The organism is Uruburuella suis (assembly GCF_004341385.1).
Taxonomy (GTDB): domain Bacteria; phylum Pseudomonadota; class Gammaproteobacteria; order Burkholderiales; family Neisseriaceae; genus Neisseria; species Neisseria suis.
In genome coordinates this window covers 27,548-40,592 of the sequence record NZ_SLXE01000004.1, presented here as the reverse complement: position 1 = coordinate 40,592, position 13,045 = coordinate 27,548, and the positions used below count along the sequence as shown (strand labels likewise).

Below are 13,045 nucleotides of genomic sequence, written 5' to 3'. Positions count from 1 at the left end.
AGGGCATGAAGGTGAGGCCGTCTGAAACTTTTCAGACGGCCTTTGTTCATATTTTTAGCATAAAGACATCAAACATTCATGTAGCTGTCATCAAAGATTTGTAAAGTGTTAAATTCAAGCCATGGTGATAGGGTGCGTTGGTGATGGGCAATGTCAAACCTAAAAAACCGAACGGTAATGTTTGCGGCTCGCTGCCTTGTTATCTTGTTTTTTAGATTTGGTTCATTCTTGTTGAAAAATAAATCAGCAGATTCAGAAACGGAGAGATGCGATGCTGCAACGTGATGCTCGAAATCAAGCGACGGCCGGGCAAGGCCGCCTAACGGTGGCGCTGGCGCGCTGCGATGCCGATATAGAAGAAGCACAGCGGCTGCGCTATAAGGTGTTTGCCGAAGAAATGGGCGCCGATATCAAGAGCGATAACGGTTTGGATGTGGATAAATACGATGAATATTGCCGCCATTTGATTGTGCGCGATGAAGACAGCGGCCGCGCGGTGGGCTGCTATCGTTTGCTCACCGAAGAAGGCGCACGTGCGCTGGGCGGTTGGTATAGCGAGAGCGAATTCGATTTGGCGCGCATCCGCCATTTGCTGCCGCACACGGTGGAATTGGGGCGCGCCTGCGTGCACCGCGATTACCGACACGGCGGCACGGTGATGTTGTTGTGGTCGGGGTTGGTGAAATTTATGCAGGCCGAGCGGCTGGAATATATGATAGGTTGCGGCAGCATGAGCATGGCCGATGGCGGCCATTTTGCGGCCAGCCTGTATAAAAAGTTGGCGCAAACTTATTTGTGCCCGCCCGAATATCGCGTGTTTCCTCATTTGCCGCTGCCCTTGCCGGCCTTGCGCGATGATGTGGCGGCCGAATGCCCGGCGCTGATTAAAGGCTATTTGCGCGCGGGCGCGTATATTTGCGGCGAGCCGGCTTGGGATGCGGATTTTAACTGCGCCGATGTGTTGATTATGATGCCGATGTCGCGGGTGAGCCCGCGCTATCTCAAGCATTTTTCCAAATAGTTTGCCAAAGCATTCTGCTTGAAAGGCGCTTGGTGAACAGCCCTTAATGGTTTGGTGGTTTAAGGTTTCAGACGGCCTTTTTTATGCGTACTGTTTTTCGTTTGTGTTTGGTCGGTTTGCATATGCTTGGCGGCGTGTTGCAAATGGCTTTGTGGTTTCCCTGGCTGAGCCGGCAGCGGCAGTTGGCGCGCATCGGCGCTTGGTCGGCACAGCTGCTGAATATTTGCGGCGTGCGCCTGCAGGTAAACGGCGTGCCGCCCGCGCCTGAAGCAGGCCCGCTGATGCTGGCGGCCAACCATATTTCGTGGCTGGATGTGTTTGCCGTCAATGCGGTGGTGCCGGCGCGCTTTGTGGCTAAGGCCGAGGTGGCGCATTGGCCGGTGGCGGGCTATCTGGCGCGTAAGGCGGGTACGGTGTTTGTGTCGCGCGAGCGCAGCGGCGGCACACGGGCAAAAGTGGCGCAAACCGCGCAGGCGCTGTGTGATGGCGAAGTGGTGGCGATTTTCCCTGAGGGCACCACCACCGTGGGCGATGTGGTGTTGCCGTTTAAAAGCAGCTTTTTTCAAATCGCGCTGGATCATCAGGCCAAGGTGATGCCGGTGTTGTGCTGCTATCCGCTGGCTGATGGCGGCCTGAACGAGCAGATGGCTTATTGCGGCGACACCAGCTTTGTGCAGTCGTTGCGCGCGATTGTGGCGCAGCCGCAAAGCGTGGTGGTGCTCGATTTTCTGCCGCCGCTGGCCGCGGAGGGCAGCCGGCGCGAGCTGGCGGCCGAAGTGCGTGCGCAATTGGCGGCTAAGCTGGCCGAATCGGTGCCGGTGCGGCCGGTCGCGGAACCGGGCAGGGCGCAAGCTGCGGCTGAATGGTCTGCGGATGGATAATGGCGACAACACAAAGCAGTAAGGCATCAAGGCCGTCTGAAAAGGTTTCAGACGGCCTTGATGTTTTGTGTGTTGTGTATGGGATGTATGCTGTTGGGCTTGCTTCGTATGCTGAATGATTGTGCAAGATGTAAATAAAATCAATATTTAGGTTGTAAACGGGAATTATTTCCATTAATATTGTGCGGCTATGAAAAACGAACATATCTTAACGCCGTCGGTGTTTGCCTTGGTGGCTTTGCTGCACATCGGCTTGATGAGCTTGCTGTGGCAATCGGCCAAGCCCGCGCAGGTGACGGTGCAGCATATCGAATTTGTGGATTTGAGCGATTTGGGCAGCGGCGGCGGGCAGCCGGAAAGCGCGCCTGCGCCGCCGCCGCCCCCGCCCAAAGTGGAGCCGCCCAAGCCGCGCCCGCTGGAGCCGGCCAAGCCGGTTCTCAAACCGGTGGTGACGAAAAACGACAAAGCCGATATCCGCCAAGTGCCGGAAAAGCCGAAGCCGGTTGAACAGCCTAAACCGAAGCCGAAGCAGGAAACGCCCGAGCCCAAGCCTGCCGAGCAGGTTGCTGAACGGCCTGCCGAGCGGCCCGCAGCCAAAATCACCGCCGCAGAAGGCCGCGGCAGCGGCGAGCGCAGCGGCGGCAATCATTCGAGTGCACGTGGCGAAGGCGGTGCCGGCGGCAGCCAAGCAGGCGGCAGCGGCGGCTCTGGTGCCGGCAGCAGCGCGGCCAACGCCATCCGCGCCACCGGCTCGATTGCACGGCCGCCTTATCCGACGATTTCTCAAGAAAACGGCGAAGAGGGCACGGTGGTGTTGAAAATTATGGTGTCGCCCGATGGCAAGGTTACCAATGTCGGCGTGGCCAAGAGCAGCGGCTTTGCGCGGCTCGACCGTGCCGCCCGCAATGCGGGAAAAAACGGCCGCTTCCAGCCCAACGGCTGGACGGAATACACGGTGCCGGTGAGCTTCAAGCTGCAATAAGGCTGCAGCCTGCCACCAAGGCAAAACAGACGGATTTGATTAATTTAAGTTGGGAAGAAAACAATGGATTTAGGACAGGTATTTGAATCAGGCGATTATGTGTTGATGGGTGTGTTTTTGGTGCTGGTGTTGATGAGCATCATCACATGGAGCGTGATTATCGTGCGCGCGCTCAAGCTGCGGCGGGCGAAAAAAGGCAATGCTGCAGTGCAGCCCTTGATTTGGAATGCACAAACGCTGCCCGAAGCGGTGGTGCAGGCCGAAAGCATCGAGTCGCCCATCAGCGAGCTAACGCTGGCATCCGTGCGCGCGCATGGCAATTACTGCCAACATAAAGACACGCAAATGGCCGCGGCCGTGCCGCTGAATGAATATTTGGTGCGCCAGATACGCAACAGCATGAGCCAGATTCTGCGCCCGTTTGACAGCGGCCTCACCGCGCTGGCCTCTATCGGCGCCACCGCGCCTTTTATCGGCCTTTTCGGCACTGTGTGGGGCATTTACCATGCGCTGATCAACATCAGCACCAGCGGCCAGATGAGCATTGCGGCTGTGGCCGGCCCCATCGGCGAGGCGCTGGTGGCCACGGCCGCGGGCCTGTTTGTGGCGATTCCGGCGGTGTTGGCGTATAACTTTTTGGTGCGCGGCAACAAAACCCTGGCGCAGAATATGGATGCGTTTGCCCATGATCTGCATGTGCAGCTTTTGAATCAAAAGGATTAAACCATGGCTTTCGGCTCGATGAATTCCGGCGAAGATGCGCCGATGTCCGACATTAACGTCACCCCGCTGGTGGATGTGATGCTGGTATTGCTGATTGTGTTTATGATCACCATGCCGGTGCTCACGCATTCGATTCCGCTGCAACTGCCCACGGCTTCCGAGCATGCCAAGCAGCAAGAGCAGCCCAAAGATCCGCTGCGGCTCAGCATCGATGCCAACGGCGCCTATTATTTGGGCACCGATACGCAAGGGCTGCGTTTGGATGAATTGGGCGCGCAGCTGCAAGCGGCGCAGGCGCAAAACTCGGACACCATTTTGGCCATCGCCGCCGATAAAGAAGTGTCTTACGATTTTGTAGCCAAAGCCCTGATTGCCGCGCGCGAAGCCGGTGTGAGCAAAGTGGGCTTTGTAACGGAAGAAACGCCGGGCAATTAAGCTTGCTATGCCGGCTGTGTAAACAGGCCGTCTGAAGCGTGGGCTTTCAGACGGCCTGTTTTATTGTGCAGCATTATTCAGCATATAGTGATACCCATTCAAAAAAGTAAGCTAACAAGGCGGCGAGCCGCAGACAGTACAGATAGTACGGCAAGGCGAGACAACGAAGTTAGGTTATTTTTTTGGATTGGTATGAAATGCATAAAAAAGTGACACAACGGGTAGGTTGGGTTGAAAACCCAACAAGCCCACAGGCCGTCTGAAACATTGGGTTTGACAACCAAGCTACTCCGTTATAGCGCGTAGTTTTGTATCACTTTTTCTTTTTCTTGCATTTGGCTATAGATGCTGATGCCGCCGAAGCAGCTTGAATGGTTTCAAACACTTGCGGTGCGCTTTTCCAAACGGTAAGAAGCAAACCAGATGATTAAGCCGCCCAAGGCCAGAAGGCTGCCGACAATGCCGGTGGACGTCCAGCCGAAGCCCGCGTTAATCGCTAAGCCGCCGAGAAACGGCCCCAGCGCGTTGGCGGCGTTGAAAGCGCTGTTGTTGAGCGCGCCGGCCATGGTTTGCGCATCGGGGGCCACATCCATCAGCCGCACTTGCAGCAAAGTGCCGATGGCGCCGCCCATGCCGATAAGCACCACCAGCAGCGATATGGTGCGGATATCGTGCGCGGCCAGCGGAAACAGCGCGAGCATCACCATGCTCCAAAGCAGCAGGCCGGCAATGCAGGGCATCAGCTTTTTGCCCACGGCAAAGCGCGGGATAATCAGGTTGCCCAGCGTCATGCCCACGCCGAAGAGCGCCAGCACCAGCGGCACCACCGCGGCGGATACTTTGGTGACTTCCATCAGCGTGGAAGCCATATAAGTATAAATGGCAAACATGCCGCCAAAGCCGATGGCACCGGTGAGTAAGGTGAGCCACACCTGCTTATTGGTGAGCGCTTTGAGCTCGCGGATGGCGCTGGAGCCGCCACTTCGCATGGCTTGTTTGGGCAGAAAAAGCGCCAGCGACACGGTGGTGGCCACCGCCAACACCGCCACAATCACAAAACACGCCCGCCAGCCGATGGCTTGGCCTGTCCAGCTGATCAGCGGCACGCCTATGGTGCAGGCCACGGTGAGGCCCAACATCATCATGCCCACCGCTTGCGCGCGTTTGGCCGGCGGCACTAATGATGCGGCCACCAGCGCGCCCACTCCGAAATAAGCGCCGTGGGGCAGGCCGCTTAAAAAGCGCCACACCAAGAGCGATGAATAATTGTCGGCCAGCGCGGTGGCGATGTGGCCGAGGGCAAATGCGCCCATCAGGCACAAAAGCAGCGTGCGCCGCGACATGCGTGCGGCCAGCACGGCAATCGAGGGCGCACCCACCACCACGCCGAGCGCATAAGCGCTGATCAAGTGGCCGGCGGTGGGCTCGCTGATGCCCAGCCCGGCGGCAATATAGGGAATCAAGCCCATGGTGGCGAATTCGGTGATGCCGATGGCAAAGCCGCCGAGCGCGAGCGCGAGCAGCAGCAAGCGCGGGTGGGGGATGGTGTGTGACATTTTTTATCGTTTCGTGTGCGGTATAAACAGGAAAACGGCTGCGCAGCGGCAGCCGTTGTGTTGAGTGGTTAACATTATAACAAATTGAATGAAACAAATAAAGGCCGTCTGAAGACACTATCCGCTTTCAGACGGCCTGTGTGTTGATTCAGGTAAATCAGGCGCCGTGCACTTTAAAACGGCCTTCCAACGGCGCAAAAGCTTTCTCGCCTGCCGGTGTGGCGATGCCGCCAAACACCATTTCGGCACGCAGCTTCCAAGAAGCCGGAATATCCCAAGCTTCGGCCACAGCGTGGTCGATTAAGGGGTTGTAGTGTTGCAAATTGGCACCGATGCCGGCTTCGGCCAGCGTGGTCCACACCGCATATTGGTGCATGGCATCGGTATGCTCCGCCCACACCGGGAAATTGTCGGCATAAGCCGGGAAATTTGCTTGCAGGTTTTGCACCACTTCTTGGTCTTCAAAAAACAGCACCGAGCCGGCAGCGGCTTTAAACATGGCCAATTTTTGCGCGGTGGGCTCGAATTTATCTGCCGGCACAATGGCGCGCAGCGCATCTTCCGTGATTTGCCACAGCTTTTCATGCTCCGCGCCAAACAGCGCCACCACGCGGGTGGATTGCGAGTTGAAAGAAGAGGGTGTGTGCAACACGGCATGCTCGATGATTTTGGCCACTTCGGCAGCGGGCAGCGGCAGGTTTTTATTTAAAGCATAAATGGTGCGGCGCTTTTCAGCCCCTTTTTGAACATCTTGGTAAGCCATTTCGGTTTCCTTTGGTGAAGCCGGCAAAATGCCGGCTTTAAAATCAAGATTGGGTTTTAACTGCAAGAGAGATTATGCATCGCTATGGCGCTTGTTGTCCAAGGCCCAGGCACCGCCGCCGGCTGCGGCCAGATAGAGGAACACAAAGCAGAACAACACAGCTGCTTCACCACCGTTGAGTATCGGGAAAAGCGGGGCGCTGGCTGCATGGCCGATAAAATAGGCTGCCGCCATTTGGCCTGAAAGCACAAAAGCCACCGGGCGGGTAAACAAGCCGAGCAAAAGCAGCAGGCCGCCCACCAGCTCGAGCACGCCGGCCAAGCCGTAGAGCGAAAACAGTTGCAAGCCGTCAAACATTTCCACATGCGGCACGCCGAAAAGCTTGGCGGTGCCGTGCAGCAAAAACAGATAAGCCGCAACAATGCGCAATACCGACAACAAAACCGGTTGATAACGGGCTAAAGCATTCATGGTGATTCTTCTTTCGTTGGTGTGTGATGAATAGAGCGCAGTATAGCCTTGCCTGATTGGTTGATATATACTCGTTTTATTGAATAACTATTTCTTAGCAGGAAAATATGGATACTTTGCTCAGCCTGAAAGTGTTTCGCGAAGTGGTGCAGCAGGGCAGCTTCACCCGCGCGGCCGACAAGCTTGATATTTCGATAGCGATGGCCAGCAAGCATGTGAGCCATTTGGAAAACAGCATCCACGCCAAGCTTTTGCACCGCAACAGCCGCAACCTGCACCTCACCGAAGCGGGCGAAGAATATTACCGCCAATGCAGCTATGCGCTCGAAACGCTTGACACCGCCGCCGAGCGCGCCGCCAGCGGCACCGACACCCCGCAAGGGCTTTTGCGCATCACCATGCCGCAATGGTTTGCCAATAGCCGTATGGCCGATTGCTTTGCCGAATACCGCCGCCGCTACCCGGAAGTGACGCTGGAATTGTCGCTCGACAACCGCAAAATCGACCTGATTGCCGATGGCTTCGACATGGCTTTGCGCGTGTCGAGAGACCCAAATCCTTCGCTGATTGTGAAGCCCATTACTGAAATCCGCTTTTTCCCTGTGGCCTCGCCCGATTATCTGCGCCGCCACGGCGTGCCGGTAACGCTGGCCGAAGCCGCACAGCACCAAGCCGTGCTGCCTTCTTATGTGGACATGAGCACGGTAACGTTCACCCGCAACGGCGAAACGGAAACTTTGCAGCTTACATCGCAAATGCGCAGCAGCAGCACCTTGATGCTGCGCAAATTGATTCAGGCCGGCAGCGGCATCGGCTATATGCCCGAATGGCTGGTGGCCAATGATTTGAAACAAGGCTCGCTGGTGCAGCTTTTGCCCGAATATGAAATGCCGCCGATCAAGCTCTATGCGGCTTATGTCGACCGCGCATTTTTGAGCGCCAAAGTGCGCAGCTTTATTGATTTTCTGGTGGAAAAAATGCAGTAGAAAACATCATAAAAACTCATCAAAAAGGCCGTCTGAACTTTCAGACGGCCTTTTATTTCATATAGAGCAATCAGCGAAACACCATGCCGCCGTCGATCAAAAGCGATTGGCCGGTCATGTAGTCGGAATCTTCCGAAGCCAGATAATGCACGAGCGCAGCCACATCTTGCGGCACTTGCGGGCGCCCCATCAAAATGCCGGCCGAGAATTTTTCAAATGCTTCGCCCGGTTTGGTGTCGATATATTTGGCCATTTCCGCATCAATGCGGTCCCACATCTTGGTGGCGGCCACGCCCGGGCAATAAGCATTAACGGTGATTTTGTGCTTGGCCAGCTCTTTGGCCGCCGCCACCGTGAGCGCGCGCACGGCATGTTTGCTGGCGCAATACACGCCGAGCAAATCATAAGATTCATGCCCCGCAATCGAGCAGGCATTGATGATTTTGCACACGCGCCCGCCGCCTTGCTTTTTCATTTGCTCGGCCGCTGCTTGTGTGCCGAAAATCACGCCTTTAACGTTGATGTTGAACACGCGGTCGATATCGGCCTCGCGCACATCTTCCAGCGCCATCACGTCTTCAATGCCGGCATTGTTGATAAACACATCCACACGGCCGAAGGTGTCTGCCGCGTGTTTGACCAGCGCAAACTGATCTTCGCGCTTGCCCACATCGCCCAAAAATGCGCTTACCGCCGCGCCGCGTGCTTTGAATTCGGCTTCGGTTTTGGCCAAGGTGTCGGGATTGATGTCCGACAACACAATGGCAAAGCCGTCTTGCGCCAAACGCTCGGCAATGCCTTTGCCCAGGCCGTCGCCCGAGCCGGTAATCACTGCTACTTTTTTGCTGCTCATTGCATCGCTCCTTTTGAGGTTGAATCAGTCGGGTGCTGCATGTTGCAATTGATTAAAACATAAACAAGCTGCCATCAACAACCGTATAAACCCAGCTTAAAAAGGCTTTACACAAACAGGCCGTCTGAAAGCTTTCAGACGGCCTGTTTGAAACAAGCACATCAAAGTGCACGGCATCAGGCTGCGGTAAAAGGTTCGCCCAAATAATCCAGCAGTATCGACACATGCGATTGCGCCGGATTTTTCACCGCTGTGAGCAGCAGCACATCGTGCTGCTGCGCCAGCGTTTTCAGACGGCCTATGGCCGCCTGCTCGGTTTGGCCGTGCAATTCTTCCCAAGAACGCTGCGTGAATTCATCGAAATGCGCTTGCACATCGGCGTGATACCATTCGCGCAAAGCCGCGCTCGGGGTGATGTCTTTCAACCACAACACGCCCGCCATGCGCGCTTTCGGTATGCCGCGCGGATAAAGGCGGTCGACAAACACCGCCGCGCTCGCTGCCGGGCTCGTAATCGTAGATTCTTTGCACGTGATACCAATCCAAAAAAATAACCTAACTTCGTTGCCTCGCCTTGCCGTACTATCTGTACTGTCTGCAGCTCGCCGCCTTGTTATAGATGCGGCAACTAATTATTGAATATTCACATCCTCTTGCCCGCAGCAGAAACCTGTTCCCTCTCCCGTGGGAGAGGGCTAGGGAGAGGGCAACAAGCCAAAGGCTTGTTTGCCGGCATCTGAAAATGTTCAATATTTAATTGCCGAATCAATAGCTTACTTTTTTGAATGGGTATCATACACAATGGCTGCCTTTCCGAATAAATCGATGCAGGCCGTCTGAAAAAAACAGGCGGTTTAGGGTCTGTTCACATTTCATCACGCGGCAATATTTTGGCTCAAAAACGCGCCTGCTGCGTTGAAAATGCTCGCAAGGTGTTCAACCTTGCTGTGCTTTTCGCCTTGCAGCCACGCTTTTGCGCTCAAAATCTTACTCGCGGATGAATTGTGAACAGACCCTAGGCTTTCCAGGTCAGCGCCAAATCGTAGAGCGCTTTTTTGCTCTCGCCGGTAATTTTCGCCGCCAAATCGGCAGCCTGCTTGGTGGGCAGGTCGGCGGCCAATATTTTCATTACTTGCTGCGCCGCTTCGGGCATGTCGCTGTGTTTTTCCACCTGCGCCGGATGCAGAATCAGCACCATTTCGCCGCGGCTCTGGTTGCTGTCTTCTTTCAAGGCCGTCTGAATGTCGGCCACGCTGCCGCTTAAAAAGGTTTCAAACGTTTTGGAGATTTCGCGCGCCAGCACGATTTTTCGCTCGGGAAAAAGCGCGGCCATATCGGCCAGCGCCGCTTCGATGCGGTGCGGCGTTTCAAACATCACCACCGAATAATCGGCTTCAAGCCATTTGGCCAAAAGCCTTTGGCGCTCACCCACTTTGGGCGGCAAAAAGCCGTTGAAATAGAAATTCGGCTCGGCCACGCCGGCCACGCTCAAGGCGGCCATCACGGCGCTCGGGCCTGCCACCGGCACCACTTTAAAGCCCGCTTCACGCACACGCGCGGCCAGCTTCGCGCCCGGGTCGCACACCGCCGGTGTGCCCGCATCGCTCACTTGCGCCACGCTTTTGCCCTCGGCCAGCGCGGCGATGATTTTATCGGCCATGTGCTGCTCATTGTGCTCGCGCACGCTCAAAAGCTTGGCCTGGATGCCGTAAGCGCTCAAAAGCTGGCCGGTCACGCGCGTGTCTTCCGCGCAAACGATATCCACATGCGCGAGCACCGCCAGCGCCCGCAGCGTGATGTCGGCCAGGTTGCCGATGGGCGTGGCCACCACATATAATGTTTGCGCAGCCAGGCTGTCGCAGGCTTTTTGATAATGTTTCTGCATATGAATAATGGAAGAGGCCGTCTGAAAGGCTTCATTATAACGGGGATAAACACAATGCGCTTAAACCATAAAGAAGGAGCGGCCGCCGAAGATGCGGCGCTGGTGTTTTTGCAGGCGCAAGGCTGCAAGCTGGTGGCGCGCAACTGGCATTGCCCGTTTGGCGAAATCGACCTGATTGTCAAAAATGGCAACACGATTTTATTCGTTGAAGTAAAATACCGCAAAAGCAGCCGTTTCGGCGGCGCGGCCGGCAGCATCACCCCGGCCAAGCTGGCTAAATTGCAGCGCAGCGCGGAACATTATCTGCAGCAACACCGTCTCAACCACGCACCCTGCCGCCTTGATGCCGTATTGATCGAGGGCGGCCACAAGCCCGAATGGGTGCAAAATATCACAGGTTAATCCATCACATGACAACATTACAAAACCGCGTGGCCGAACATTTCGCCCAAAGCATCCAAGCCAAGCAGCAAGCCGCCGAAGTGTTGAGCGCGCCCACCGCGCAAGCCGCCGAAATCATGCTGCAATGCCTGATGAACGACGGCAAAATCCTCGCCTGCGGCAATGGCGGCTCGGCTGCCGATGCGCAGCATTTCGCCGCCGAAATGACCGGCCGCTTTGAAAAAGAGCGCATGGAATTGGCCGCCGTGGCGCTCACCACCGACACTTCCGCGCTCACCGCCATCGGCAACGATTACGGCTTCGACCATGTGTTCAGCAAGCAAGTGCGCGCGCTAGGTCGCCCGGGCGATGTGTTGATCGGCATTTCCACTTCCGGCAATTCAGCCAACATCATCACCGCCATCGAAGCGGCGCACGAGCGCGACATGCAGGTGATTGCTTTCACCGGCCGCGACGGCGGCAAAATCGCGGCCATGCTCAACGACAACGATATTCTGCTCAACGTGCCGCACCCGCGCACCGCCCGCATTCAAGAAGTGCATATTCTCTTGATTCATGCGCTGTGCGACTGCATCGACACCATGCTGCTCGAGGGCGTATAAGCGCCGCCGGGCGGCGGTGTATGCAAAAGTGCGCAGAACACGCTAGAATCACGCCCTGATTGTTTCCGATTTTCTCCGGCAGCCGTAAAGGCTGCCCGAACGCATCACGAAAGGACGTTTGTATGAGCATCAAAAAGCATGCCCTCACCTTAGCCGCCGCCACCTTGTTGGCTGCCGGCCTTAGCGGCTGCGTGGGCGCGATTGTGGGCGGCGCGGCGGTGGGCGGCGCATCGGCCATCGACCGGCGCAGTACCGGCGCGCAAGCCGATGACGAAGTGATGGAATTGCGTATCCGCAACACCGCCAACACTTACCTGCGCCAAAACAATGCCGCCGAAGGCTTCGAGCCCAAGCTTGCCGTGGTGAGCTACAACCGCCACATCCTGCTTTTGGGCCAAGTGGCCACTGAGGGCGAGAAAAACTTTGTCGAACAAGTGGCGCGCGCCGAGCAATCGGCCCAAGCGGTGTATAACTACATCGAAGTGGCACCGCAAGCGCGCACCTTCGGCAATGTGAGCGCCGACACCTGGAGCACCACCAAAGTGCGCACCACCTTGCTCGGCATTCAGGGCGTGATTCCCAGCCGCGTGAAAATCGTCACCTATGAAGGCACCACTTATGTGATGGGCATCCTCACGCCCGAAGAGCAGGCCGCAGTCACCGAAAAAGTAAGCACCACCGCCGGCGTGCAAAAAGTGGTTACCCTTTATCAAACCTATATCCAACAACCATAATCCGGAACAGGCCGTCTGAAATGCCGCAAGCATTCAGACGGCCTGCCGCCATCGGGAATATTCATATGCCAGCGCGACAGAATGCCGCCAAAAAAGGTTTCAACCTCACCCCCAAACATCTATTGCTCGCCGCTTTTGTGGTGGTGGCGCTGGCCGTGGCCGCGCTGGTGGTGGGCGTGTTCCGCACCATGAGCGCACCGGGTGAAATCGCCGCTGCCCCACCTGCGAACAGCAGCGGCAACACCGTTGAAATCTTATCGCCGCGCGGCGCATCGAATGTGGCCGTGCCGGCCGGGCAAGTGTTGTTGCCGGGGCAGGTAGCCGCACCGCCGGCCGAAGCCGCAGCAACAGGCGGCCGCACACAACCGGCCGCGCCGGCCAATGCCGAAACGCCGGCAACGGCGGCCAAACCCGCAACGGTTGCCGCAGCACCTGCTGCAAGCGCTGCACCTGCCGCACCGGCTGTTGCGCCGGAAAAACCTGCGCCCGCACCGGCCAACCCCGCAGCCAAGCCCGCCAAACCTAAAGATGTGATGGATAATCTGTTTTAAGCATCGGATAAACCCATTAAGTTGCAAAAGGCCGTCTGAAAACTTTTCAGACGGCCTTTTTAGTGTGTAGGTCGGATTCTCGAATCCGACGCTTGTTCGCAGAACAAGGTTTTCCGCTGCGTTCAGACGGCCTTCAGCGAGGGTGCGAGCAACGAAACGCAATCGTGCTTATGAGCCGACTCATACCAATCCAAAAAAAT

The 13,045-nt window shown here is 56.5% G+C and carries 16 protein-coding genes; 10 read left to right on the top strand and 6 right to left on the bottom strand.

The window, feature by feature from the left end:
* Nucleotides 1-271: 271 nt before the first annotated feature.
* The 5 genes from EV680_RS02395 (at nucleotide 272) to EV680_RS02375 (ending at nucleotide 4,042) form a co-directional block, all read left to right on the top strand.
* Nucleotides 272-1,021, top strand: coding sequence for a GNAT family N-acetyltransferase (locus EV680_RS02395; RefSeq protein WP_132952838.1), 750 nt, complete (start codon nucleotides 272-274; stop codon nucleotides 1,019-1,021).
* 83 nt (nucleotides 1,022-1,104) lie between these two features.
* On the top strand, nucleotides 1,105-1,902 hold the full coding sequence (locus EV680_RS02390) for a lysophospholipid acyltransferase family protein (RefSeq protein ID WP_132952836.1): 798 nt from the start codon (nucleotides 1,105-1,107) through the stop codon (nucleotides 1,900-1,902).
* Nucleotides 1,903-2,092: 190 nt separating this feature from the next.
* Nucleotides 2,093-2,884 (top strand): energy transducer TonB, encoded by a 792-nt coding sequence (locus EV680_RS02385; protein WP_132952834.1) that lies wholly within the window; start codon nucleotides 2,093-2,095, stop codon nucleotides 2,882-2,884.
* A gap of 63 nt (nucleotides 2,885-2,947) precedes the next feature.
* Complete coding sequence (locus EV680_RS02380) at nucleotides 2,948-3,607, top strand: MotA/TolQ/ExbB proton channel family protein (RefSeq protein WP_132952832.1); 660 nt, start codon at nucleotides 2,948-2,950, stop codon at nucleotides 3,605-3,607.
* A 3-nt stretch (nucleotides 3,608-3,610) separates the two neighbouring features.
* The gene (locus tag EV680_RS02375) at nucleotides 3,611-4,042 is read left to right on the top strand and encodes an ExbD/TolR family protein (protein WP_132952830.1); all 432 of its coding nucleotides are present in this window, start codon (nucleotides 3,611-3,613) and stop codon (nucleotides 4,040-4,042) included.
* A gap of 377 nt (nucleotides 4,043-4,419) precedes the next feature.
* Here the strand turns inward: EV680_RS02375 and EV680_RS02370 are convergent, their stop codons facing one another.
* From EV680_RS02370 to EV680_RS02360, 3 genes are all read right to left on the bottom strand, one after another.
* On the bottom strand, nucleotides 4,420-5,598 hold the full coding sequence (locus EV680_RS02370) for an MFS transporter (RefSeq protein ID WP_132952828.1): 1,179 nt from the start codon (nucleotides 5,596-5,598) through the stop codon (nucleotides 4,420-4,422).
* A gap of 157 nt (nucleotides 5,599-5,755) precedes the next feature.
* Nucleotides 5,756-6,361 carry a nitroreductase family protein gene (locus tag EV680_RS02365; RefSeq protein ID WP_132952826.1) on the bottom strand — a complete coding sequence of 202 codons (606 nt, stop codon included), beginning with the start codon at nucleotides 6,359-6,361 and terminating at the stop codon, nucleotides 5,756-5,758.
* Nucleotides 6,362-6,433: 72 nt separating this feature from the next.
* Nucleotides 6,434-6,832: a DoxX family protein gene (locus EV680_RS02360; RefSeq protein WP_132952824.1), complete on the bottom strand. Its 399-nt coding sequence runs from the start codon at nucleotides 6,830-6,832 to the stop codon at nucleotides 6,434-6,436.
* Between the two features lie 107 nt (nucleotides 6,833-6,939).
* On the opposite strand from EV680_RS02360, the gene EV680_RS02355 reads away from it, so the two are divergent.
* Complete coding sequence (locus tag EV680_RS02355) at nucleotides 6,940-7,818, top strand: LysR family transcriptional regulator (protein ID WP_132952822.1); 879 nt, start codon at nucleotides 6,940-6,942, stop codon at nucleotides 7,816-7,818.
* Between the two features lie 70 nt (nucleotides 7,819-7,888).
* Here EV680_RS02355 and EV680_RS02350 read toward each other — a convergent pair whose 3' ends face one another.
* The 3 genes from EV680_RS02350 to rsmI form a co-directional block, all read right to left on the bottom strand.
* Nucleotides 7,889-8,671: an acetoin reductase gene (locus EV680_RS02350; protein WP_132952820.1), complete on the bottom strand. Its 783-nt coding sequence runs from the start codon at nucleotides 8,669-8,671 to the stop codon at nucleotides 7,889-7,891.
* 176 nt (nucleotides 8,672-8,847) lie between these two features.
* Complete coding sequence (locus tag EV680_RS02345) at nucleotides 8,848-9,159, bottom strand: DUF488 domain-containing protein (protein WP_243650321.1); 312 nt, start codon at nucleotides 9,157-9,159, stop codon at nucleotides 8,848-8,850.
* A gap of 527 nt (nucleotides 9,160-9,686) precedes the next feature.
* A complete protein-coding gene (gene rsmI, locus EV680_RS02340) occupies nucleotides 9,687-10,556 on the bottom strand; it encodes a 16S rRNA (cytidine(1402)-2'-O)-methyltransferase (protein WP_132952818.1) in 870 nt (289 codons plus the stop codon).
* A 54-nt stretch (nucleotides 10,557-10,610) separates the two neighbouring features.
* Here rsmI and EV680_RS02335 point away from each other — a divergent pair, with 54 nt between their 5' ends.
* The 4 genes from EV680_RS02335 (at nucleotide 10,611) to EV680_RS02320 (ending at nucleotide 12,845) form a co-directional block, all read left to right on the top strand.
* Nucleotides 10,611-10,958, top strand: coding sequence for a YraN family protein (locus EV680_RS02335; RefSeq protein ID WP_132952816.1), 348 nt, complete (start codon nucleotides 10,611-10,613; stop codon nucleotides 10,956-10,958).
* An 8-nt stretch (nucleotides 10,959-10,966) separates the two neighbouring features.
* Nucleotides 10,967-11,560 carry a phosphoheptose isomerase gene (locus EV680_RS02330; protein WP_132952814.1) on the top strand — a complete coding sequence of 198 codons (594 nt, stop codon included), beginning with the start codon at nucleotides 10,967-10,969 and terminating at the stop codon, nucleotides 11,558-11,560.
* Between the two features lie 122 nt (nucleotides 11,561-11,682).
* Nucleotides 11,683-12,294, top strand: a complete 612-nt coding sequence (locus tag EV680_RS02325; RefSeq protein ID WP_132952812.1) for a BON domain-containing protein — start codon at nucleotides 11,683-11,685, stop codon at nucleotides 12,292-12,294.
* Nucleotides 12,295-12,359: 65 nt separating this feature from the next.
* Nucleotides 12,360-12,845, top strand: coding sequence for a hypothetical protein (locus EV680_RS02320; protein WP_132952810.1), 486 nt, complete (start codon nucleotides 12,360-12,362; stop codon nucleotides 12,843-12,845).
* The last annotated feature ends 200 nt before the right edge of the window (nucleotides 12,846-13,045 follow it).